The following is a 22486-nucleotide window of genomic DNA, read 5'->3' as shown; positions in this document are numbered from 1 at the left end:
GCCATGCGGCCCCCTTTGAATCGGTGGTCGCTGTGCCGCCTGTTGTTCGTGTTGTCGCTGCTTGCGATGGCCAGCCTGCCCTTCGGGGCGCTGGCCGCGCAGGATGCCGTGCCTGCCACGGCCGCCCCGGCCCCTGCCGCCGAGGCGCCACGCATCGGCGTGGTCACCATGCAGCCGGGCGAGATCTTCTTCGAACGCTTCGGCCATGACGCGCTGGTCGTGGTCGATCCGGTCACCGGCGACGCCACCTCGTACAACTTCGGTTACTTCGACCCGAGCGAGTCCGATTTCATCGGCAACTTCGTGCGCGGCGACATGATGTATTACCTGGTCGCGCTGCCGCTCGGGCAGGACCTGTCGTACTACCAGGAGAGCGGCCGCGGTGCGAGCGTGCAGTGGCTGGATCTGACGCCCGCGCAGGCGCGCACCCTGGCCGCGTCGCTGGCCGAGCGCGCCAAGCCCGAGAACGCGCGCTACCACTACGATTACTACACCGCCAACTGCGCCACCATGGTCCGCGATGCGATCGACGGCGCGTTGGGAGGCGGGCTGCATTCGCAGCTGTCCGGGCGCTCGCGCGGCAACACCTACCGCAGTGAATCGGTGCGCCTGGCCTCGCCGTCGCCGTGGATGTGGCTGGGCTTCGATATCGGCCTGGGCCCGTTCGCCGACCAGCCGCTGTCGCGCTGGCAGGAAGCCTTCGTGCCGATGCGCCTGGCCGATGCGCTGCGCCAGGTGCGCAACAGCGAAGGTCGCCCGCTGGTGCAGGCCGAGCAGGAACTTCTGCCGCACCGGATCGCCCCGGAGCCGACCGAGTCCCCGCGCAGCTGGTGGCCGTGGCTGCTGTGCGGCCTGATCGCCGCTGCGGGTGTGGTTGCACTGCGCCGCCGGCGCCGGCTGCTGGGTGGCCTGGCGCTGCCGTTCTGGCTGTTCTGCGGCATTGGTGGCGCCCTGCTGACCTACCTGTGGGGCTTCAGTGCGCACCAGGCCGCCTGGGCCAACCGCAACCTGCTGCAGCTCTCGCCGCTGTGCCTGCTGCTCGTTCCCGCTGCGATCACCCTGCTGCGCGGCCGCGTGCCGCGCGCGTGGTTCCGGTTCGTGCTGTGGGCGGTCGCCGGCGTGTCGCTGCTCGGCCTGGTGCTGCATTGGCTGACCTTGCAGGCGCAGTACAACCTGCAGTGGATCGTGCTGTTGCTGCCCATCCACGTGGCGCTGGCATGGGTGCTGGGCCGCCGTGACCTGCCCGTCACGGGCCGCTGACGCACGATGCCCGCCATGGATACCGTCACACCTGAAAACCCCGCCTGCGTCATCAACTGCGTTCACTACGATGACCAGGGCAAGCGCCACGACATCGGCCTGGATGCGATCAGCGATGTGATCGCCAGCGACAACGGCTTCGTGTGGGTGGGTCTGTACGAGCCCGACGACAGCGTGCTGCTGAAGCTGCAGGAAGAATTCGGCCTGCACTCGCTGGCCATCGAAGACGCCCGCAATGCGCATCAGCGGCCAAAGGTGGAGGCCTACGGCAATTCGCTGTTCGTAGTGGTCACGACCGCGCAGATGGTGGACGAGCGGATCCGCTACGGCGAGACCCACGCCTTCCTCGGCCCGCGCTTCCTGGTCACGGTGCGCCATGGCGCATCGCTGTCCTATGCCGCCCCGCGCGCCCGCGTGGAGCGCGAGCCGGACCTGCTGCGCACGATGGGCCCGTCGTACTGCCTGTATGCGGTGCTGGATTTCGTGGTCGACAACTACCTGCCGATCACCCAGCGTTACCGCGACACGCTGGAGCTGCTGGAAAAGGATATCTTTTCCGACAACTACAAGCGCCAGACCGTGGTGCGCCTGTACGAGCTCAAACGCGAGCTCAACAAGATGCGCATGGCGGTCGCGCCGTTGCAGGACATGCTCTCGCAGATCAAGCGCTACCAGGGCGACCTGGTGCCGGACGAAGTGAAGCTCTACCTGCGCGACGTGCACGACCACGCGGTGCGGATCAGTGATGTGATCGACACCCTGCGCGAAATGCTGGGCACCGCGCTGAGTGTGAACCTGTCGCTGGTGACCCTGGCCCAGGGCGAGACGGTCAAGCGCCTGGGTGCCTGGGCGGCGCTGCTGGCCGCCCCGACCTTGATCACCAGCTGGTATGGCATGAACTTCACGAACATGCCCGAGCTGGACAAGCCGTGGGCTTACCCGGCGATGATCATCGGCGTCGGTGCGGTGTGCGTGGGGCTGTACCGCCTGTTCAAGCGCGCACGCTGGCTGTAGTAGCGACCGTTGGTCGCTACGGCGACGACCGTTGGTCGCTACGGCGACGACCGTTGATCGCTACGGCGACGACCGTTGGCCGCCATGGCGGGCGACCGTAAGCCACCACGGCGCGAGCCGACCAACGGTCGGCTCCTACCCGATCCGTGGCATCACGCCACGTAAACCGTCTTGATGTTCATGAACTCATGGATGCCATGCTCGGCCAGTTCACGACCGAACCCGGATCTTTTGCTGCCGCCGAACGGCAGCCGGACGTCACTCTTGACGATGGCGTTGACGAAGGCGGCACCGCACTCCAGCTGCTGGGCGATGGCTTCGCCGCGCGCCGCATCGGTCGTCCACACGCTGCCGCCCAACCCGAAGGTGGTGTCGTTGGCCACGCGCAGCGCTTCGGCGTCATCGCGGACCCGCAGGATCGCGGCGGCCGGGCCGAACAGTTCTTCGTCGTAGGCCGGCATGCCGGGGGTGACGTTGTCCAGGATGGTCGCCGGATAGCCGGCATGCGAACCCGCCACCGGCTCGCCTCCCAGCAGCAGCGTGGCGCCCTTGGCGATGCTGTCCTGCACCTGCTTGTGCAGCTCGTCGCGCAGGTCCGCGCGTGCCATCGGCGCCAGCGTGGTTTTCTCGTCCTGCGGATCCCCGTAGACGCGCTTGCCTGCAGCGGCGACGAACTTCTCCACGAACGCATCGGCGATCGCATCGACCACGATGAACCGCTTGGCCGCGATGCAGGTCTGCCCGCTGTTGTCGAAGCGTGACTTCACTGCTGCGGCCACCGTCTTCTCGAGATCGGCATCGTCCAGCACCACGAAGGCGTCGCTGCCGCCCAGTTCCATCACGCACTTCTTGAGCTGGTCACCGGCATTGGCCGCAATCGACCGCCCGGCGCGCTCGCTGCCGGTCAGTGTGACCGCCTTGACGCGCTTGTCGCGCAGCACCTCGGCGGCCTGGTCGTTGTCGATATGCAGCACGTCGAACACGCCCTCGGGCAAGCCGCCATCGCGGCACACCGCCAGGATCAGGTCAGCGCATTGCGGCACGTTGCTGGCGTGCTTGAGCAGCGCCACATTGCCGGCCATGAACGCCGGCGCGAGGAAACGGAACACCTGCCAGATCGGGAAGTTCCATGGCATCACCGCGAACACGCAGCCGATCGGCTCGTAGCGCACGTAGCTGCGCTGGGCCTCGGTGTCGATCAGCTGCGGCTTCAGGTAATCGGCCGCGTGATCGGCGTAGAACTCGCAGGCCTCGGCGCATTTCTCGATCTCGCCCAGCGCTTCCCCCTTGAGCTTGCCCATCTCGGTGGTCATCGCCTGCTGGATGTCAGCCTTGCGCTGGCGCAGCTGGGCCGCGATGGCGCGCAGCATAGCCCCGCGCTCCTGCAGCGAACGCGCTGACCAGGCCGGAAACGCCTCGGCGGCAGCGGCCAGGCGCTGCTCGACCTCCGTGTCGGTGAGCAGTTCATGGCGATACGTGACCTGGCCGGTCGCGGGATTGATGATGTCAGCGGTCATCGCGGGTCTCCAAAAGTCAGACCCGCAGTGTGCGCCCCGCCCCGTGATCCGGATGTTGCCGGATCGGGATGACGTTCAGCCGGGGTCCTGCAGCGCCATCTGCATGTCGCGCTGGCGACGCTTCTCGGCGCGGGAGGTGATGTACCAGCCCACCACGGCCGCAATCGACACCGCCAGCACCATCAAGGTGGCCAGGGCATTGATCTCCGGCTTGATGCCCATCCGCACGGAGGAGAACACCTTCATTGGCAGGGTGGTCGAGTTCGGGCCAGCCACGAAGCTGGCGATCACCACGTCATCCAGCGACAGCGTGAACGCCAGCAGCCAGCCGGCCACCAGCGCCGGGGCGATGATCGGCAGGGTGATCTGGAAGAACACCTTCAACCGGCTCGCGCCGAGATCCATCGCGGCCTCCTCCAGCGAGCGGTCCAGCTCCTGCAGTCGCGAGGACACCACCACCGTCACGAAGGACAGGGTGAAGGTGACGTGCGCGATCCAGATGCTGGTCACGCCGCGGCTGGGGAAGCCGGGAATGCCGCCCATCGCCACCAGCAGGGTCATCAGCGAGAAGCCCAGGATCACTTCGGGCATCACCAACGGTGCGGTGATCAACGCACCGAACAGGGTCTTGCCCGGGAAGCGGCGCATGCGGGTCATCACCATCGCGGCCATCGTGCCGAGCACGGTGGCCGCGCAGGCCGTCCAGAACGCGACCTTGAGGCTGATCCACAGCGCATCCAGGATCTGCCGGTTGTTGAACAGCTCGCCGTACCAGCGCGTGGAGAAGCCCGACCATACCGTGGCCAGCTTGGAGGCGTTGAACGAGTACACCATCAACAACAGGATCGGCAGGTACAGGAAGGCGAAGCCCAGCCCGAGCAGGCTCCAGCCCAGCCAGCGGTTGCTGCGCACCATGCTCATGCCAGCTTTCCTTCCAGCTCGCGCTGCTGCATGCGGTTGAACAGCAGGATCGGCACCAGCAGCAGGGCCAGCATCACGATCGCCACCGCCGAGGCCGTGGGCCAGTCGCGGTTGTTGAAGAATTCGCCCCACAGCACGCGGCCGATCATCAGCGTATCCGGCCCGCCGAGCATTTCCGGAATCACGAACTCCCCTACCGCCGGGATCATCACCAGCATGCAGCCGGCGATGATGCCGGTGCGCGAGAGCGGCAATGTGATCCGCACGAAGGCCTGCCACGGCTTGGCGCCGAGGTCGTAGGCCGCTTCCAGCAGGCGGTTGTCCAGCTTCACCAGGTTGGCGTACAGCGGCAGCACCATGAACGGCAGGTAGCAGTAAACGATGCCGATGTAGGCGGCAGTCGGGGTGTACAGGATCTGCAGCGGCGCATCGATCAGGCCGAGCTTGAGCAGCAGCTGGTTGAGCAGGCCGTTGCGGTCCAGGATGCCGATCCAGGCATACACCCGGATCAGGAACGAGGTCCACGAGGGCAGCACCACCAGCATCATCGCCACGTTGCGCGCGGCCGGGCTCATCCGCGAGATCACGTACGCCATCGGGTAGCCGATCAGCAGCGTGAGCAGGGTCGAGATGACCGCGATCTTGATCGAGCTCAGGTACGCCAGCGCGTACTGGTTGTCCTTGACCAGGGCTGCGTAGCTGCCGAGGTTGAGCTTGAGCGAGAAGGCGCCATCCACGTACTCCAGCAGCCAGGTATACGGCGGCGAACCGACCTGGGTGCGCGCGAAGGAGATCATCAGGATGATCACGAACGGCACCGCGAAGAACAGCAGCAGCCACAGGTACGGCGCGGCGATCACGCCGGCGCGCGTGCCCGGGAGCCAGCGCTTCCAGCCGGTCGCGGTCATGAGGTCAGCACCACGCCATCATTGTCGCGCCAGTGCACCCAGACGGTGTCACCCCAGGTCAGGCCATCGCTGGCCCAGCGCTGGGAGTTGGCGAAATTGGACAGCACCTTGGCCCCGCTCGGCAGGCGCACATGGAACACCGAATGGCTGCCGAAGTAGGCGATCTCCTCGATCACGCCCTGGGCCTTGTTGGTATCCCCCGCCGGCTCGTCCTTGCCGATCATCACCTTTTCCGGGCGTAGTGCGAACGCCACCGGCTGGCCTTCGTAACCGGTGATCCCGTGGGCGACGTAGATCGGTGCGGGGAACAGCGGCGTGCGCACGGTGACGTACTCGGGCAGGTCCTCATCGAGCACGCCATCGAACAGGTTCACCGAGCCGATGAACTCGGCCACGAAGCGGTTGGCCGGCTGCTCGTAGATTTCATCCGGCTTGCCGACCTGCTGGATCCAGCCGGCATCCATGACCGCGATCCGGGTCGCCATGGTCATGGCTTCTTCCTGATCGTGGGTGACCATCACGCAGGTCACCCCGGTGGTCTCGATGATGTTGACCAGCTCCAGCTGCATCTGCGAGCGCAGCTTCTTGTCCAGCGCGCCCATCGGTTCATCCAGCAACAGCAGCTTGGGCCCTTTGGCCAGCGACCGCGCCAGCGCCACGCGCTGCTGCTGGCCACCGGAGAGCTGGTGCGGCTTGCGCTTGGCCAGCTTGCCCAGCTGCACCAGCTCCAGCATTTCGCCGACGCGGCGGTTGATCGCATCGCGCGCCATGCCGTCCTGCTTGAGGCCGAAGGCGATGTTCTGCTCGACCGTCATGTGCGGGAACAGCGCATAGGACTGGAACATCATGTTGATCGGGCGCTGGTACGGGGGCAGCGCGTTGATGCGCTGGCCGTCCAGGTCGATGGTCCCCTGGGTGGGGGTCTCGAAGCCGCCCAGGCAGCGCAGCAGCGTCGATTTGCCGCTGCCCGAGCCACCGAGCAGCGCGAAGATCTCGCCTTTGCGCACGTCCAGGGTGACGTCGTCGAGCGCGACGAAACCGTCGAACTCCTTGCGCAGCGCGCGGATGGACAGGTAGCCCGGTTCCAGGACCGGGAGGACCGCGCCTTCCGGCTTGGCTTCAAATGGCATGGTCAGCGGCTCCGGGAGCGGCGGCGGGACGGGGGGAGAATGCCATTTTACCGGTGGTGGCCGCGTCATGTCCTACCCCCTGAAACGACGACGCCGGCACGGGGCCGGCGTCGCAGGGGGCGGTCAGCGCCCGGTTTTCACCTCGGTCCACAACCGGGTGTAGAGCTTGTCCACCTCCGGCGTGTTGATCGAGTAGGTGAACATCTTCGCCGCCACATCGGCCGGCGGGTAGATGGTCGGGTCGGTGCGGATCGATTCGTCCACCAGCGGCGTGGCCGCGGTCACCGGGTTGGCGTAATGGATGAAGTTGGTGTTGGCCGCGGCGACCTTCGGCTCCAGCAGGTAGTTGATGAAGGCGTAGGCGGCCTCCGGGTGCTTGGCATCCTTGGGGATGGCCAGCATGTCGAACCACTGCGGGCCACCTTCGCGCGGGATCGAGTAGGCCACGGTCACGCCATTGGAAGCTTCAGCTGCACGGTCACGGGCCTGGATGATGTCACCGGACCAACCCACCACCAGGCAGGTGCCGCCGTTGGCCAGCGAGCCCACGTACTGCGAGGAGTGGAAGTTCTGCACGTACGGGCGGATGCTCTTGAGCAGCGCGGCCGCCTTCTCCAGCGTGGCCGGATCCTGGCTGTGCGGATCTTCGCCCAGGTAGTGCAGCGCGATCGGGATCATGTCCGAAGGCGTATCCAGGATGGTGATCCCGCAGTCCTTCATCTTGGCGATGTTTTCGGGCTTGAAGACCAGATCCCAGCTGTTGGCGATGTCGGTGCTGCCACCGAAGCGCTGCTTGAGCAGCTCCACGTTGTAGCCGATGCCGGTGGTGCCGATCATGTACGGCACACCGTATTCGTTGCCCGGGTCCTGCTGCGCGATGCGCTTCATCACGTCCGGGTCGAGGTTGGCCAGGTTCGGGATCTTGCTCTTGTCCAGCGGCAGGAACACGCCGGCCTTGATCTGGCGGCCGAAGAAGTTCAGCGTCGGCACCACCACGTCGTAGCCGCTGTTGCCGGCCAACAGCTTGGTTTCGACCATCTCATCACTGTCGAACACGTCATAGGTCACCTTGGTGCCGGTGGCCTTTTCGAAGTTCGGGATGGTGTCTTCGGCGATGTAATCGCTGTAGTTGTAGACGTTCAGGACCTTGGCGTCGTCCTGCTTGTCACCGCCGCCACAGGCGGTCAGCACGGATACGGCAATGCCGAGGGTGAGGATTCGCAGCTTCATCGGACTCTCCACAGGTCAGGTGCGAGTTGGGGGGAACCGGCCGGACCGGCGCAACGGGTGCCAGCCTACCGGGCATGCCCCCATTTTCCCAGCACATGGCCCTCACGGCCATGCCGGATCCGGTGGCTCGGTCAGACGTTGAGCAGCAGGAACTCACGTTCCCAGGAGCTGATCACCCGGAAGAAGGTCTCGTATTCTTTGCGCTTGACCGACACATAGGCGCGGCAGAAGCGCTCGCCCAGCATCTCGCGCAGTTCCGGGCAGCCTTCCAGCCCGTCCAGCGCCTCGCCCAGCGAGCGCGGCAGGTCATAGCCGAGTTCCTTGGCGCTGCCGCTGATCGGCGCGGTGGGGGAGCCCTGCTCGCGGATGCCGAGCAGGCCGGCGGCCAGGGTGGCAGCGATCGCCAGGTAGGGGTTGGCATCCGAGCCGGCAAACCGGCTTTCCACCCGCATGTTCTCTGGTGTATCCAGCGGCACGCGCAGCCCGCAGGTGCGGTTGTCGAAGCCCCAGTGCACGTTGCTCGGGGAGACCTCGCCGAACATCAGCCGACGGTAGGAGTTCACGTTCGGCGCGAAGAACGCCATCGCCGCCGGCACGTACTTCTGCAGGCCGGCCAGGTAGTGCCCGAACAACGGGCTGAAATCCTCACCGCCATGCTCGCCGGTGAACACGTTGCTGCCGTCGCTGATCCGCAGCAGGCTCTGGTGGATATGCATCGCACTGCCCGGCTCGTTCTCCATCGGCTTGGCCAGGAAGGTGGCGTAGATGCCATGGCGCATGGCCGACTCACGCATGGTGCGCTTGAACAGGAACACCTGGTCGGCCAGATCCATCGCATTGGCGTGGGTGAAGTTGACCTCCAGCTGCGCCGCGCCGGATTCATGGATCAGCGTATCCACGTCCAGCTTCATCGCATCGCAGTAGTCGTACATCAGATCGAGGATCGGATCGAACTCGTTGACCGCATCGATCGAGTAGGACTGGCGCGCGGTTTCAGGACGCCCGGAGCGACCGGCCGGCGGCAGCAGCGGGAAGTCCGGGTCGGTGTTCTTCTGGACCAGGAAGAACTCCAGCTCCGGTGCCACCACCGGGCGCAGGCCCAGTTCGGCATAGGCATTGAGGACGCGCCGCAGCACGTTGCGCGGGGCCAGCTCATGCGGCTCGCCGGTCTTGGTGAAACAGTCGTGGATGACCTGGGCGGTGGGATCGGTCGCCCACGGCACCATGCGCACGGTGTCGGCATCCGGGCGCAGGATCATGTCCGAATCCGACGGTGAGGTCAGCTCGTAGTAATCGTCCGGGAACTCGCCGGTGACCGTGGTGGCGAAAATGCCCTCCGGCAGGCGGGTGCCGTAATCGTGCGAGAACTTGTCGGCCGGAATGATCTTGCCGCGCGCGTTGCCGGTGATGTCCGGCACCAGACACTCCACCTCGGTGATGCGCCGGTCCTTGAGCCAGCGCAGCAGCGTGCTCTCCTGCGGAACAGGCTTGGGGGCGGCGGCTTTGCGCGAACGCGTTCGGGTGGTCATGACCGGTCTGCTGTAAGAGAGTTGCGGCGACAAGCATCGCCGAAAGCGTGAAAAATGCTGTGATAGAACGAATTGTCGGCCACCCGCCACTCCGGATGCCACTGCACCCCGAGCACGAAACGATGCGCGGTGCTGCGGGCGGCTTCTATCAGGCCATCCTCAGCAACGGCCTCGATCTGCAGGCCCTCGGCCAAGCGATCGATGCCCTGCCCGTGCACGGAATTGACCCGTGCCGTGGGCGCGCCGGCCCAGCCGGCCAGCCAACCGCCCTCACACAGGTGCACCGCATGCGTCGGCCCATATTGCACCGCCACCGGCGCCTCCGGGTCTTCACGATGATCGTTCATGGCCGGCACCGCGTGCACGCTCGGGTGCAGACTGCCCCCGAGCGCGACGTTCAATTCCTGGAAACCCCGACAGATCGCCAGCACAGGCAGGTCGCGGGCCAGCGCCTCCTGCAACAGGGAGAGCGCGTTCGCATCGCGCGCCGGATCATGGCGGTTGCCGGGCCAGCTCGGCGGCCCGGCATACAGATGCGGTTCGATATTGCTCACCGCGCCGGTCAGCAGCAGGCCCTGCAGGCGGTCCAGCCAATGCGTGGCCGGCAACGGCGGCTGCAGGCTGGGCAGCAGCACCGGGGTGACACCGGCCGCCTCGGCCAGCGCGCGGACGTACTTCTCACCCGCCGCCGCGAAGGGATGATGGCCCAGCATCGTGCTGTCGGTGGGCAGTCCGACCCAAGGGGGCGAGACCATGCGTCATGCTCGGATGACCTGCAGCCACGTTACCCCCGTGCGCAGACCTCGCGCAACACAGCGCCGCATCGGCGGTGCGCGCCTCCCTCACACGCCTGCGGCAGTAGCTGCGACAGACTGACCCCTGTCCCGCGCGCCGGTTGCTGGCATCCTTTGTCCATGATTGTTGTCCTGTCCTCTCCCCGCCGGTGCCCGGCATGACGGCTGCCGGCGAGGCGCATGCACCCAGCTGGTACGCCGACAGCGTGCCGGGCGCGCCGCTACGTGAACCGCTGACGGGCGATCTGAGCGCCGACGTGTGCGTGCTGGGTGCCGGCTACACCGGCCTGTCCGCCGCCCTGACCCTGGCCGAGCGCGGTTATCGCGTCGTGCTGCTGGAGGCGCACCGCGTGGGCTGGGGGGCGTCCGGCCGCAACGGTGGCCAGGCGATCGTCGGCTACGGCTGCGAAGTGGATACGCTCGAGCATCTGGTGGGCGCTGAAGACGCGCGGGCGCTGTTCGAATTCTCGCGCGATGGCATGCGCCTGCTGCGTGACCGCATCGTCCGCCACCAGATCGAGTGCGATTGGCGCGACGGCCATGCCAGCGTGCCGATCAAACCCCGCCAGGAGCGCATGCTGCGCGCCGGGCTGATCGATCTGGCCCAGCGCTACGACTATCCGCTGCAATGGTGGGACCGCACGCAGCTGCGCGGGCAGTTGGACAGCCCCCGCTATCGCGGGGCGATGTTCGATCCCCATAGCGGCCACCTGCATCCGCTGGCCTACGCGCAGGGCCTGGCCCGTGCCGCGGAGGCGGCCGGCGCGGTGATCCACGAGCAGTCCCCGGTCCTGCAGCTGATCCGCGGGCCCCGGCCGCAGCTGCGCACCGCGCACGGCACGGTCAGCGCCGACCACGTGGTGATCGCCGGCAATGCCTGGCTGGAGGGCATCGCGCCGGAGCTGGAATCGCGGATCATGCCGGTCGGCACCTATATCGGTGCCAGTGCGGTCCTTGGGCAAGCACGGGCGCAATCGCTGATCCGCAATGACATGGCCGTGGCCGACGTCAGCTGGGCACTGGACTACTTCCGCCTCAGCCGCGATCACCGCCTGCTGTTCGGCGGCCAGGCCAGCTACTCCGCCCTGCCCCCGCCCGGCCTGCGCGGTGTGATGACCCGGCGCATGCGCGCGGTGTTCCCGCAGCTGGCCGACGTGGAGCTGGAGTACGTGTGGGGCGGCTATGTGGATATCACCCGCAACCGCGCCCCGCACTGGGGCCGACTGACCCCGAATGTCTATTTCGCGCAGGGCTTCTCGGGCCACGGTGTTGCCGCAGCGGGCCTGGCGGGCCAGGTGCTGGCCGAAGCCATCGCCGGCCAGGCGGAGCGCCTGGATGTATTCGAACGCATTCCGCACCGCCCCTTCCCCGGCGGGCGCATGCTGCGAACCCCGCTGCTGGTTGCGGCGATGTCCTGGTACAAGCTGCGGGATGCGTTGTGGTGAGGGCGCAAGGGGCGTTCGGCGACCACGGGTAAAGTGAGACATGGTGCGAAATCTGAAAGCGGTCGCTCCGTTTCCCGGCAGCGCCAGACCGGGAGTGCCAGCAGATGGCATGAGAGCGCATCTCTTGCTGCGCACGCCGCGCGTCACAGCGCAACGATGTGTGGAGAATGCGTCATATCAAGGCCTGCAGTGGCAGAGATGGGCACGCCTCGAACACGGGACGTCATCTGTGTATCCGCGGCGCAACTCGACTGCGGGCCGTACGACGAGCGTGAAGAGTTTCCTAAGAAAATGAGATATGTGTCACGCACATGGCCCCGACCCATGCCCGCGCGTGAATCCATACGCTGCGCGCGCCATCGCGCCGGACCACTTGCGCAATTGCATAATCCGGCGCGTGTATATACCGTCCAATCTGATCGCGGCATTGATACACAGGGATGTTGACGGCACGAACAGGGGGAGCCGGTGCGAGGAGAATGGTGGAAAAATGGACTTCAGTTGAATCTGCGCATCGAGCCGATCGGGCTTGTCCTTGCCGTCATCTATGCCTTTGCCTGTTGGGGCGCACGCAAGCTGTCCCTCGACCAGTTCTACCTGCCTGCCGGCATACGCGTGGCTGCACTGCTGCTCTGTCCACCACGACTGTGGCCCTATCTGTTCCTGGGTGAGTACGCCTACTTCGCGCAGATGCGTTACCCGATGGTGGAGAAGTACGGGCTGGCGTGGGTCATTCTCGCCTCCGTCTCGCTGATGCCCACGGTGGCAACGATCGTGCGACTGCATCGCAAAATGGTGATCGCCACCACGCAGGCTTGGTTGCTCTCGGTTGGCGCAGCATCAGCCGTAGCCGTCACCTCGTTGAACCTGGTTCTGATGCACTTGCTTTGGCCGACTCCAGATGTCCCCCTCCTTACGGGCGCGGCGCGCTACATGGTGGGCGACTTCATCGGCATTCTGACGGTCGTCCCTCTTGCCCTGCTATGGGCAAGTAGGCGCACGGAACTTGCATGGACAGGCCGGTTCCTGACGCCGAGCATCGCCGCACTGGCACTGATGATATTGACCGGGATCGCTTCTGCGCTCGTTCCTGCAGAGTCCGCCACGGTCAAGAGCAGCCTGCAATTGTTGATGGCGCTACCGGCGATAGCGCTTACCTGTCTTCTTGGTTGGCGTGGGGCGGCAATTGCCGTGCCGTCACTCAACCTCATCATTGGGCTTACGACGCCAAAACCGTATCCACTGGCATTTGATGCGACAACGTTTACGACGCAGATGATCATGGCCATTGCGAGTATCGCGCTGCTTTTGTTCGGCTCACGCATTACGCACTATTATCATCGCTATCAGATTCGTGATGACGGCGAGAGAAACGCCCTAAAACTGGCGCGCAATTCACACATGGCCAGTGAAAAAGGTCTACGAGAACGTGCACTTCATCTCAGGAAGCTTGGCGATGGCATCGAGGTATCGCTTAAAGAGGTGGTGACCTGGCTGAAACTGCAGGGTCACCATGAGATAGCAAACGGGCTGATGAACACTGCAACGTTGCATTCACAGCAGTTCCGCACACAGGCAAGCATGGTCTATCCAACGGCATTGGATCAGTTGGGCCTCTACGTTGCACTGCAAGCCGGCGGCGTCCGTGAATGCTGGGACCAGAGCAACCGGGTGACTCGGCCTCGCTTGGAAGGCGACCCTTGCATGTTGAGTACAGGCCTTCAGCTCGCGGCCTATCGTGCGCTCACTGAAGCGGTACCCCTGCTTTTGGAGCATGAGTTTGGACAGATAATGGTCCGCGCCCGCTGCGGGGGTTTCGGGTCGCAACGGGGAATCCTTTTAGTGGTAGCACTGCTTGATTCAGCCCAGCCGTTGTCCGAGACAACCGTCGCCATGGTGGACGAGCATCTGGCAGGCCTGCCTCTTGCTTACGGCGGCTTTGTACACTGCCGCCGCAACCGCATCAGGATAGTGCTCACGGAGGCAGCCGCGCGCTCCCCCGCCAGAGCGACAGACATGCCGCGGCAAAACTGGGTGCGGGAAAGCATCCGATCTGGACAATAGATCCTTCCGGTGCCCTCCAAAGTGCGTTGACGTGCAGCCGCACTCTAGGCGGCAGCACGTCAACGCTGGCTATCTATCAGAATCCTAAGGCTGCTGACCTGCGACCTCAACGGACCACACAGCATCATTGCCATGTCCGTAGAGAACCAGCGAGAAGCGGGAACCTCTATAAATCTCGGCCCTCGCTGCGTTTACCGGCGGCCGTACGCGCTGCCGTGGCAACGACACACTCGCCGAGCTTTCGCCAGCGGGCAGGGTCCAGAACGCATCATCTACATTTCCGATGATCACTTGAACGCGCCCCACGAAATCATTTACCTGGAAATAAGAGATTCCATCGCGCGTGAACCCATACACGTGCCACTGTGGATCCAAACTCAGATCGACCGCGATCGGCTGCGCCCTGCCCAGTCCACTTTTTGCCAGAGGAGTTCCGTGTCCATCTGACTGCGCCATTCCAACCATCGGAACCGACGCGAGAATAACGACACCCACAACACCAACAATCCTTGGAATGCGCACATTTACCTCCTGATTAAAACGTTGAGGGGAACTTCAGCGATAGTAACCGTAAGCGGACATCCATCGATAAGCCGGGGCCGCCTGAGCGGCCAGCACAGGACGACGACCCACCCGGCAACCAGACGGAGGCTGCGACATTTCGCGGCACCCCTCTCCCTAAAGTTACGCGTGAAACCGCCGCTACCAGTCCCGACCCACTCGGAACCGAGCGTACGCCTCATGCCGGCACTGTTGCAGGGCGCTGTTCTCAGCGACCCCGGTGATGCCCTGCCCCAGCGGATCCTGCTGGTGGAAAACTCGCGCACGTTCACCAGCATGCTGCGTGAGGCGATCGAGCAGCGGCTGGAGCTGCCGGTTTCGGTGGCGACCAGCCTGGCCGAGGCCGGGCGGCTGCTGGATGAGGAACAGGGTTGGTTCCTGGTCCTGACCGGGCTGGTGCTGGCCGATGGCGACCGCGATACCGTGGTGGACTACTTCCTGTCGCGCGGGCTGCCCACCGTGGTGGTCAGCGGCGTGTATGACGAGGATCTGCGCAAGCGCGTGCTGCAGCAGCAGATCATCGATTACGTGCTCAAGAACACCCCGGGCAGCATCGATTATCTGGTGTGGCTCGTGCAACGACTGGAGCGCAACCGGCGCATCGCCGCGCTGGTGGTGGATGACTCGATGTCGGCGCGGATGTACGCCGCCTCCTTGCTGCGCATGTATGGGCACGATGTCTACGAGGCCGCTGACGGCGCCGAGGGACTGAAGGCCATCGAGGCGCACCCGGCGATCCGGCTGGCGGTGGTCGATCAGGAGATGCCAGGCATGGAGGGCGTGGAATTCACCCGCCGCCTGCGCACGATGCGCTCGCGCGACAAGCTGGCCGTGATCGGGATTTCCGGCAATACCGATCCCTCGCTGATTCCGCGCTTCCTTAAGAACGGCGCCAACGATTTCCTGCGCAAGCCCTTCTCGCGCGAGGAGTTCTTCTGCCGCGTCTCGCAGAACGTGGACCAGCTCGAGCTGATCGGCACCCTGCAGGACCTGGCTACCCGCGATTTTCTGACCGGGCTGCCGAATCGTCGCTGCTTCCTGGAGCAGAGTCAGCGTCAGCTGCCGCAGCTGCACCTGGATGGCGAACAGGTGGCTGTCGCGATGATCGACATCGACCACTTCAAGCACATCAACGATACCCATGGCCACGAGGCCGGCGACGATGCGCTGCGCGCGGTGGCCGCAGCGGTCGCCCAACATGCGCGCCAGGACGATCTGATCGCACGCTTCGGCGGCGAGGAGTTCTGCCTGCTGGTACCGGGCATGGATGAAGAGCAGGCCGTGCACTACTTCGACGAACTGCGCCAGCGCATCGCCGCGCTGGAGGTCGACCTGGGCCACACCACCCTGCGCATGACGGTCAGCATCGGGCTGTGCTGTCTGCGGCCGCAGCGCGATTCCCTGCACCGGCTGATTTCCGAGGCCGATCGGCAGCTGTACCTGGCCAAGGCCGGCGGCCGCAATCGCGTCCATTGCGCCACCGTGGCGACCGGCCCACGCCAGCGCGAGCCTGCCCTGGCGCCTTGATCGAGATCAACGCGGCCCCGGCCGCGACTGCCTAGAGTCGCCCCCAGTTGAACAGCACGGGGAACGCACCATGGCACTTCTGGTCTGGCAGGACGATCTGAACATCGGTATCGATGTCATCGATCACCAGCACATGCGCATCGTGGAGATGCTCAACCACCTGCACGTCGCCCAGAAGAGCCTGGAGCGGCTGGCCGTGGCCGAGGTCATCGACGAACTGGTGGACTACACGATGTCCCACTTCGCCTTCGAAGAAGAGCTGATGGAGGAAGCCGGCTACCCGTTCTGCGCGGCGCACAAGCGCGTGCACGAAATCTTCGGCAAGCGCGTGGGCGAGTACCGGCTGCGTTTCCAGGCCGGTGAGGACATCACCGACGAGCTGCGCACGATGCTGTCGCGCTGGCTGTTCAACCATATCCGTGGCGATGACAAGGCGTACGCGCCGCAGGTCAAACAACACCTCAACCAGTTCGCGCGCGACCACCAGCAGGGCAGCTGGCTGGGCCGCACGCTCAAGCGCTTCTTCCGCTGATCAGCGTCCGCGCCGCCCCATCGCCAGCAAGGCGACGATGGTGATCAATGCGGTCACGCACAGGTAATAGCCCACCGCGACCAGGCCATAGCGCTCGGCCAGCCACGTCGCCACATACGGCGCCGGTGCGGCACCGAGAATGCCGGCCAGGTTGAACGACAAGGAGGCGCCGGTATAGCGCACCTGCACCGGGTAGATCTCGGCCAGGAAGGTGCCGCACGGGCCGTAGGTCAGGCCCATCAGGAACAGGCCCAGCGCCAGGAACCCCAGCACCAGCCACGGGCTGCCGGCCTGGAACAGCGGCGCGAACACCACGCCGAAGGCGAGGATCAGGCCGCTGGCCACGATCATCGTGCGGCGCGTGCCCCAGCGGTCGCCGTACACCGCGGAAATGGGAATGCCGGCGGCGAAGAACAGGATGCCGACCATCTGCAGCAGCAGGAACTGCTCACGCGAGTAGCCCAGCACGGTGGTGCCGTGGCCGAGGGTGAACACCGTCATCAGGTAGAACAGCACGAAGGTGGCGAACGCCCCCAGGGTGCCCAGCACCAGCGTCAGCGGATGTTCGCGCAGCACCGTCCACATCGGCAGCTTGACCCGCTCGTTGCGGTCCAGCGCGGCCTGGAATTGCGGGGTCTCGTGGATGTTCAGGCGTACCCACAGGCCGATGCCGACCAGCAGCGAACTGGCCAGGAACGGCACGCGCCAGCCCCATTGCAGGAAATCGGCCTCGCTCATCGCGCGGCCCAGCAGCAGGAAGATACCGGCCGAAAGCAGGAAGCCCAGCGGTGCGCCCAACTGCGGGAACATGCCGTACCAGGCGCGTTTGCCGGGCGGCGCATTCTCGGTGGCCAGCAGCACGGCGCCACCCCACTCTCCCCCCAGCCCCAGGCCCTGCCCGAAGCGGCACAGCGCGAGCAGTGCCGGCGCGACCAGCCCGATGCTGGCATGCGTGGGCAGCAGGCCGATCGCCACGGTGGAGATGCCCATCGTGAGCAGCGCAGCGACCAGCGTCGCCTTGCGCCCGATGCGGTCACCGTAGTGACCGAACACCGCCGAGCCGACCGGCCGCGCGATGAAGGCCACCGCGAAGGTCGCCAGCGACTGCAGCATCGCCGCCCCATCGCTGCTTTCGGGGAAAAACAGGTGCGGGAACACCAGCACCGCGGCGGTGGCGTAGATGTAGAAATCGAAGAACTCGATGGTGGTGCCGATCAGGCTCGCCAGCAGAATGCGGCGGGGAGAGTTCACGACAGGGGCGACAGCAGGTGTGGACATCGGGCACGCAGAAAAAGGCAGCTGCCGGATTCTGCCACGGCCTTCCGCTGGCTGCCGCAATGGTTGCAGACGAGACTGTCAGCCTGTGACCGCCTCGGCGACCTGCGCATCCGGCAGGAACTTCCCCGGCACCGCAGGGTCTCACCGCGGTCACCCCGCCAGGACGGTCCCGGATGTCAGCCTCACGGAAGAGTGCCGCCCCCTTGCGCTGGGCGCAGCCGGTCGCCATCGCGGTGGTGATCGTTGTGCACGGGCTGATGCTGGGCGTGCTGCTGCGGTCTCCGGCCCCCAGCGGCGCTGCGGAGGAGGCCCGCCTGGCGGTGTACTGGCTGCCGCGGCCGTTGCCTGCACCAGTTCCCCTACCCTCGCCCGCCCCGCCGCCAGCACAGCAGCCGCCTGCGTCGCGGCGCCTGGCTGCACCTCTCGTGGCCACGTCCAGCACCGCATCGCCGGCTGCGGTGGTGGATCCGCCAGCACCACCGGCCGTACTGGAGCTGCGCGTGCCTGCCTCGCTGACGGGCAGCGGTATCGATGCCGCCTCGCTGGCGCCACGCGTGCTGGGGGATCGGGATGTGCACCTGGCATTCCAGCCCAAGCGCAAGCGCTTCCGTATGAAGGCCGGGATGACCCCGGAGCAGATCGTGCACGGCATCTTCCAGCTGATCGGCGCGTGGCCCCCGGGCTACACGGTGGACCCGTGCCGCCTGACGCGGCAGCAGATCGACTACCTGCGCAACGCCGTGGATGAAATCGATCGCGACCTGCTGCGCGAGTCGCTGATCCGCCACAGCCAGGACTGCTGAGCGGCGTCAGCCGCCCAGGTGGATCCAGGTCGCCTTGAGGTCGGTGTACTTGTCGAAGGCGTGCAGGGATTTGTCGCGGCCGATGCCGGACTGCTTGTAGCCACCGAATGGGGCGGTCATGTCGCCACCATCCCATTGATTGACCCACACACTGCCCGCACGCAGCCCGCGTGCTACCCGATGCGCACGGCCAAGGTCGCGTGTCCATACGCCGGCGGCCAGCCCGTAGATCGAATCATTGGCCATGCGCAGGGCATCGTCTTCATGATCGAAGGTCAGCACCGACAGCACCGGGCCGAAGATCTCCTCGCGGGCGATCGTGTGCTGCGGATCGACCTCGTCGAACACCGTCGGCTCCACATAGCTGCCACCCGGCACCACCTCCAGCCGCTTGCCCCCCAGCAGCAGGCGTGCGCCCTCGGCCTCGCCGCGTGCTACATAAGCCAGCACGCGGCCTGCATGCGCCTCATCGACCAGTGCGCCCATCGCGGCATCCGGCTCGAAGGGATGCTGCGGCTGCATATGCCGGCCATGCGCCAGTACGCGGGCCACGAAGGCATCCTTGATCGAGCGCTGGACCAGGAGGCGCGAGCCGGCGGTGCACACCTCGCCCTGGTTGTAGAAGATCGCGGTGGCAGCGGCCTGGGCGGCCTTGTCCAGATCGGGCGCATCAGCGAAAACGAGGTTCGGGCTCTTGCCGCCGCACTCCAGCCAGGTGCGCTTGAGATTCGATTTCCCGGCGCATTGCAGCAACCGCCGACCGACGGCGGTGGAGCCGGTGAACGCCAGCGCATCCACGTCCATGTGCAACGCCAACGGTTCGCCCGTCCGCTCACCATGGCCGGGAAGCACATTGAACACGCCATCAGGCACCCCCGCCTCGGCCACCAGCGCGGCCAGGCGGATCGCGCTCAGCGGCGAGCGCTCGGAGGGCTTGAGCACCACGGAATTGCCCGCCGCCAAGGCTGGCGCGATCTTCCACGTTGCCATCAGCAGCGGGAAGTTCCACGGCACGATCACCGCCACCACGCCCACCGGCTCACGGGTGATCAGGCCCAACGTATCCAGCGCGGTCGGGGCAACCTCGCCGTACACCTTGTCCACCGCCTCGGCGGTCCAGCGCAGGCAGCGCACGACACCGGCCAGATCGCCTTCGCGTGCGTCGCGGACCGGCTTGCCCATGTCCAGGGTTTCCAGCAGCGCGAGCGCATCGGCGTGTTGTTCCACCAGGTCGGCCAGCCGCAGCAGCACCTGCTTGCGATGAGAGGGCGCCGCCCGCGACCAGTCGCCCGCATCGAAACTGCGCCGCGCCGCTGCGACCGCCCGATCGACGTCCGTCGTGTCGGCGTCGGCCACCTGCACCAGCACGCGGCCATCGATCGGGCTGACGCAGTCATAGCGCGCGCCACTGGCGGCGTCCACGTAGCGCCCATCGATGAAGGCCTGGCCCTGCAAGGTCAGTGCATCGGCCTGGCGTTGCCAGTCGTCGCGGGTGCGTGCGGTGGTCATCGGCGTCGTCCTCATCCACTCAGTCGGGTAAGGCGGTTATACCCGTCGCCATCACGGGATGACGTGAGGCGAGTGCGATAAAGTCGTGACCATCGCGCCCTTGCGGAGTGCCGCATGCCTCGTCCCGATTCGTCGTTGTCGACCCTGGCCAGCCAGGCACCCGCAGACGTGGATGCCTTCTGGATGCCATTCACCGCCAACCGCCAGTTCAAGGCGGCCCCGCGCCTGCTGGTGCGTGCGGAGGGCATGTATTACCACGACATCGACGACCGTCCGATCCTGGATGGCGCGGCCGGCCTGTGGTGCTGCAACGCAGGGCATGCGCGGCCGCGGATCGTGCAGGCGATCCAGCAGCAGGCGGCCACGCTGGATTTCGCGCCACCGTTCCAGATGGCCTCACCCTTGCCCTTCGTGCTGGCCCAGCGGTTGGCCGCGCTGGCACCGGCCCGCTTGAACCATGTGTTCTTCACCAATTCCGGCTCCGAAGCAGTCGACACCGCGATGAAGATCGCGCTGGCCTACCACCGCTTGCGCGGCGAGGGCCACCGCACCCGCTTCATCGGCCGCGAAAAGGCCTATCACGGGGTCGGCTTCGGCGGCCTGTCGATCGGCGGCCTGCCCAACAACCGCAAGACGTTCGGGCCGCTGTTGGCCGGCAGCGACTTCCTGCGCCACACGCTCGATCTGGAGCGCAATGCCTTCAGCCCCGGCCTGCCGCGCCACGGCGCCGAACTCGCAGAAGACCTGGAGCGTTTGATCGCACTGCACGATGCATCCACGATCGCGGCGGTGTTCGTCGAGCCGATCGCCGGCTCGGCCGGGGTGATCCTGCCCGCACCGGGCTACCTGCAGCGCCTGCGCGAGATCTGCGACCAGCACGGCATCCTGCTGGTGTTCGATGAGGTGATCACCGGTTTCGGACGGGTCGGCAACGCCTTCGCTGCGCAGCGCTTCGGGGTTACCCCGGACCTGATGACCTTGGCCAAAGGGCTGACCAACGGCGCGGTGCCGATGGGCGCGGTGCTGGCCAGCGATGCGATCCACGACGCCTTCATGCAGGGCCCGCCGGCCGCCATCGAGTTCTTCCATGGCTATACCTATTCCGGCCATCCGCTGGCCTGCGCGGCGGCCCTGGCGGCACTGGATACCTACGCCGAGGAGCATCTGTTCGAGCGCGCCATCGAGCTGGGCGACTATTGGCAGGAGCGGCTGCACAGCCTGCGCGGGGTGCCGCACGTGATCGACATCCGCAATTTCGGGCTGATCGGTGCTGTCGAGCTGATGCCGCGCAAAGACGCCCCCGGCGCGCGTGGCTACGAGGTGTTCGAGCGCTGCTTCCGCGACGGCCAGCTGCTGGTGCGCTGCACCGGCGATGTGATCGCACTGTCGCCGCCGCTGATCCTGGAGCGCAGCCACATCGACCGGATCGTGGACGTGCTGGGCGAGATGATCCGCGCCACTGGCTGAGCCTGAATCCATCGGCGACGACGGCGGCCGCCGCGATCCTTACAATGGTCGGTCACGTTTCGCTCGCGTACCGGATTGCATGGACATTGTCGTCAAAGAAGAACTCAAGGCCTACATCGACCCGCTGACCCCGGACGAGCACGACGCCCTGGAGCGCAGCATCCTCGCCGAGGGCTGCCGCGATGCGCTGGTGCTGTGGGGGGAGGTGCTGGTGGACGGCCACAACCGCTACGGCATCTGCCAGAAGCACGGCCTGCCGTTCCAGACGATCCAGAACACCCGCTTCCAGTCGATGGATGACGTCCACCTGTGGATGATCGAACAGCACCTGGGGCGCCGCAGCGTCTCCGATTTCCAGCGTGGCGTACTGGCGCTGCGAAAGCGCGACATCCTGGCCGAGCGCCACCGCGCCGATCAGGCCCAGCTGCAGAAGGAAAGCGATGGTGAGATCAGCGGCCCGGCCGATGCTGGTGACGAAGACAGCCCGCCGTGGGCGGCCGCGCCGAAGGTCAGCCGCGCCGACATGGCCCGCGAAGCGCGCCTGAGCAGCAGCCAGGTGACGATGATCGAGCGCATCCACAAGCAGGCCGCACCGGAGCTGGTGGAAGCGGTCAAGACCGGGGTGATCTCGATCAGCGCCGCGGCCGCCGTGGCCGACCTGCCCGAAGACGAACAACGCGCCGCGGCCGCCGCCGGCAAGGACGAGCTCAAGCAGGCCGCCAAGCGCGTGCGCGAGTCCAAGCGCAAGCCGCGCAAGCCGGTCCAGGAGGTGTTGCACAGTGCCGACGGCGACGCCGAGGTCGACCCCAGCCGCGCCGCCGAGATCGCCGATGCGCTCAACGCACTGGGCGAAGGCCCTGCCGAGCTGCGCCAGCGCATCATCGCGCTGACCCTGGAAAACGACACCCTGCGCCAACAGCTGGCCGCGCTGCGCAAGCAGGTGGCGGACATCTGAGGTAGTGCCGGGCGGCGGCCCGCCCCCCCCACCGCCTACGGC

At 66.1% G+C, this 22486-nt stretch carries 18 protein-coding genes; 9 read left to right on the top strand and 9 right to left on the bottom strand.

What is annotated here, in order from left to right; translation table 11 throughout:
- Positions 1-3 precede the first annotated feature (3 nt).
- Entirely contained in the window at positions 4-1260 is a 1257-nt protein-coding gene (locus ABE422_RS11040) for a DUF4105 domain-containing protein (protein WP_313211252.1), read from the top strand.
- Positions 1261-1275: 15 nt separating this feature from the next.
- On the top strand, positions 1276-2274 hold the full coding sequence (locus ABE422_RS11035; RefSeq protein ID WP_313217796.1) for a magnesium and cobalt transport protein CorA: 999 nt from the start codon (positions 1276-1278) through the stop codon (positions 2272-2274).
- A 152-nt stretch (positions 2275-2426) separates the two neighbouring features.
- Here the strand turns inward: ABE422_RS11035 and ABE422_RS11030 are convergent, their stop codons facing one another.
- The 7 genes from ABE422_RS11030 to ABE422_RS11000 form a co-directional block, all read right to left on the bottom strand.
- The gene (locus tag ABE422_RS11030) at positions 2427-3791 is read right to left on the bottom strand and encodes an NAD-dependent succinate-semialdehyde dehydrogenase (protein WP_346482959.1); all 1365 of its coding nucleotides are present in this window, start codon (positions 3789-3791) and stop codon (positions 2427-2429) included.
- Positions 3792-3866: 75 nt separating this feature from the next.
- Positions 3867-4712, bottom strand: a complete 846-nt coding sequence (locus tag ABE422_RS11025; protein WP_313211255.1) for an ABC transporter permease subunit — start codon at positions 4710-4712, stop codon at positions 3867-3869.
- A complete protein-coding gene (locus tag ABE422_RS11020; protein WP_259260210.1) occupies positions 4709-5620 on the bottom strand; it encodes an ABC transporter permease subunit in 912 nt (303 codons plus the stop codon). Before ABE422_RS11020 ends, ABE422_RS11025 begins: the two co-directional genes overlap by 4 nt.
- Entirely contained in the window at positions 5617-6750 is a 1134-nt protein-coding gene (gene potA / locus ABE422_RS11015) for a polyamine ABC transporter ATP-binding protein (RefSeq protein WP_070426989.1), read from the bottom strand. The genes ABE422_RS11020 and potA overlap by 4 nt, the downstream gene beginning before the upstream one ends.
- A gap of 123 nt (positions 6751-6873) precedes the next feature.
- Positions 6874-7980 (bottom strand): polyamine ABC transporter substrate-binding protein, encoded by a 1107-nt coding sequence (locus ABE422_RS11010; RefSeq protein ID WP_313211256.1) that lies wholly within the window; start codon positions 7978-7980, stop codon positions 6874-6876.
- Between the two features lie 131 nt (positions 7981-8111).
- Positions 8112-9509, bottom strand: coding sequence for a glutamine synthetase family protein (locus ABE422_RS11005; protein ID WP_123728825.1), 1398 nt, complete (start codon positions 9507-9509; stop codon positions 8112-8114).
- Positions 9506-10264, bottom strand: coding sequence for a gamma-glutamyl-gamma-aminobutyrate hydrolase family protein (locus ABE422_RS11000; RefSeq protein ID WP_346482958.1), 759 nt, complete (start codon positions 10262-10264; stop codon positions 9506-9508). Before ABE422_RS11000 ends, ABE422_RS11005 begins: the two co-directional genes overlap by 4 nt.
- A gap of 197 nt (positions 10265-10461) precedes the next feature.
- On the opposite strand from ABE422_RS11000, the gene ABE422_RS10995 reads away from it, so the two are divergent.
- From ABE422_RS10995 to ABE422_RS10980, 4 genes are all read left to right on the top strand, one after another.
- Positions 10462-11748, top strand: a complete 1287-nt coding sequence (locus tag ABE422_RS10995) for an FAD-binding oxidoreductase (protein ID WP_313211258.1) — start codon at positions 10462-10464, stop codon at positions 11746-11748.
- 501 nt (positions 11749-12249) lie between these two features.
- Positions 12250-13812: an MASE1 domain-containing protein gene (locus tag ABE422_RS10990; RefSeq protein WP_346464570.1), complete on the top strand. Its 1563-nt coding sequence runs from the start codon at positions 12250-12252 to the stop codon at positions 13810-13812.
- Between the two features lie 741 nt (positions 13813-14553).
- The gene (locus ABE422_RS10985) at positions 14554-15900 is read left to right on the top strand and encodes a diguanylate cyclase (protein WP_313217783.1); all 1347 of its coding nucleotides are present in this window, start codon (positions 14554-14556) and stop codon (positions 15898-15900) included.
- Positions 15901-15970: 70 nt separating this feature from the next.
- Positions 15971-16432, top strand: a complete 462-nt coding sequence (locus ABE422_RS10980; RefSeq protein WP_313211262.1) for a bacteriohemerythrin — start codon at positions 15971-15973, stop codon at positions 16430-16432.
- Here ABE422_RS10980 and ABE422_RS10975 read toward each other — a convergent pair whose 3' ends face one another.
- Positions 16433-17710 (bottom strand): MFS transporter, encoded by a 1278-nt coding sequence (locus ABE422_RS10975; protein WP_346482957.1) that lies wholly within the window; start codon positions 17708-17710, stop codon positions 16433-16435.
- Between the two features lie 173 nt (positions 17711-17883).
- On the opposite strand from ABE422_RS10975, the gene ABE422_RS10970 reads away from it, so the two are divergent.
- The gene (locus ABE422_RS10970; RefSeq protein WP_346482956.1) at positions 17884-18513 is read left to right on the top strand and encodes a hypothetical protein; all 630 of its coding nucleotides are present in this window, start codon (positions 17884-17886) and stop codon (positions 18511-18513) included.
- Positions 18514-18519: 6 nt separating this feature from the next.
- Here ABE422_RS10970 and ABE422_RS10965 read toward each other — a convergent pair whose 3' ends face one another.
- Complete coding sequence (locus tag ABE422_RS10965; protein WP_346482955.1) at positions 18520-20022, bottom strand: aldehyde dehydrogenase; 1503 nt, start codon at positions 20020-20022, stop codon at positions 18520-18522.
- A gap of 114 nt (positions 20023-20136) precedes the next feature.
- Between ABE422_RS10965 and ABE422_RS10960 the strand changes: the two genes are divergently transcribed.
- Positions 20137-21489, top strand: a complete 1353-nt coding sequence (locus ABE422_RS10960) for an aspartate aminotransferase family protein (protein WP_346482954.1) — start codon at positions 20137-20139, stop codon at positions 21487-21489.
- Between the two features lie 79 nt (positions 21490-21568).
- A complete protein-coding gene (locus ABE422_RS10955; protein ID WP_070426982.1) occupies positions 21569-22444 on the top strand; it encodes a plasmid replication/partition related protein in 876 nt (291 codons plus the stop codon).
- The last annotated feature ends 42 nt before the right edge of the window (positions 22445-22486 follow it).

The organism is Stenotrophomonas sp. TWI1151 (genome assembly GCF_039673135.1).
Lineage (GTDB): Bacteria > Pseudomonadota > Gammaproteobacteria > Xanthomonadales > Xanthomonadaceae > Stenotrophomonas.
This window is presented reverse-complemented; position numbering and strand designations above follow the sequence as displayed.

What these genes read in the sequence shown, in the direction of transcription:
- ABE422_RS11040 (WP_313211252.1), top strand. Translation starts at nt 4, where the DNA reads ATGCGGCCCCCTTTGAATCGGTGGTCGCTGTGCCGCCTGTTGTTCGTG.
- ABE422_RS11035 (WP_313217796.1), top strand. Translation starts at nt 1,276, where the DNA reads ATGGATACCGTCACACCTGAAAACCCCGCCTGCGTCATCAACTGCGTT.
- ABE422_RS11030 (WP_346482959.1), bottom strand. Translation starts at nt 3,791, where the DNA reads ATGACCGCTGACATCATCAATCCCGCGACCGGCCAGGTCACGTATCGC.
- ABE422_RS11025 (WP_313211255.1), bottom strand. Translation starts at nt 4,712, where the DNA reads ATGAGCATGGTGCGCAGCAACCGCTGGCTGGGCTGGAGCCTGCTCGGG.
- ABE422_RS11020 (WP_259260210.1), bottom strand. Translation starts at nt 5,620, where the DNA reads ATGACCGCGACCGGCTGGAAGCGCTGGCTCCCGGGCACGCGCGCCGGC.
- potA (WP_070426989.1), bottom strand. Translation starts at nt 6,750, where the DNA reads ATGCCATTTGAAGCCAAGCCGGAAGGCGCGGTCCTCCCGGTCCTGGAA.
- ABE422_RS11010 (WP_313211256.1), bottom strand. Translation starts at nt 7,980, where the DNA reads ATGAAGCTGCGAATCCTCACCCTCGGCATTGCCGTATCCGTGCTGACC.
- ABE422_RS11005 (WP_123728825.1), bottom strand. Translation starts at nt 9,509, where the DNA reads ATGACCACCCGAACGCGTTCGCGCAAAGCCGCCGCCCCCAAGCCTGTT.
- ABE422_RS11000 (WP_346482958.1), bottom strand. Translation starts at nt 10,264, where the DNA reads ATGGTCTCGCCCCCTTGGGTCGGACTGCCCACCGACAGCACGATGCTG.
- ABE422_RS10995 (WP_313211258.1), top strand. Translation starts at nt 10,462, where the DNA reads ATGACGGCTGCCGGCGAGGCGCATGCACCCAGCTGGTACGCCGACAGC.
- ABE422_RS10985 (WP_313217783.1), top strand. Translation starts at nt 14,554, where the DNA reads ATGCCGGCACTGTTGCAGGGCGCTGTTCTCAGCGACCCCGGTGATGCC.
- ABE422_RS10980 (WP_313211262.1), top strand. Translation starts at nt 15,971, where the DNA reads ATGGCACTTCTGGTCTGGCAGGACGATCTGAACATCGGTATCGATGTC.
- ABE422_RS10975 (WP_346482957.1), bottom strand. Translation starts at nt 17,710, where the DNA reads ATGTCCACACCTGCTGTCGCCCCTGTCGTGAACTCTCCCCGCCGCATT.
- ABE422_RS10970 (WP_346482956.1), top strand. Translation starts at nt 17,884, where the DNA reads ATGTCAGCCTCACGGAAGAGTGCCGCCCCCTTGCGCTGGGCGCAGCCG.
- ABE422_RS10965 (WP_346482955.1), bottom strand. Translation starts at nt 20,022, where the DNA reads ATGACCACCGCACGCACCCGCGACGACTGGCAACGCCAGGCCGATGCA.
- ABE422_RS10960 (WP_346482954.1), top strand. Translation starts at nt 20,137, where the DNA reads ATGCCTCGTCCCGATTCGTCGTTGTCGACCCTGGCCAGCCAGGCACCC.
- ABE422_RS10955 (WP_070426982.1), top strand. Translation starts at nt 21,569, where the DNA reads ATGGACATTGTCGTCAAAGAAGAACTCAAGGCCTACATCGACCCGCTG.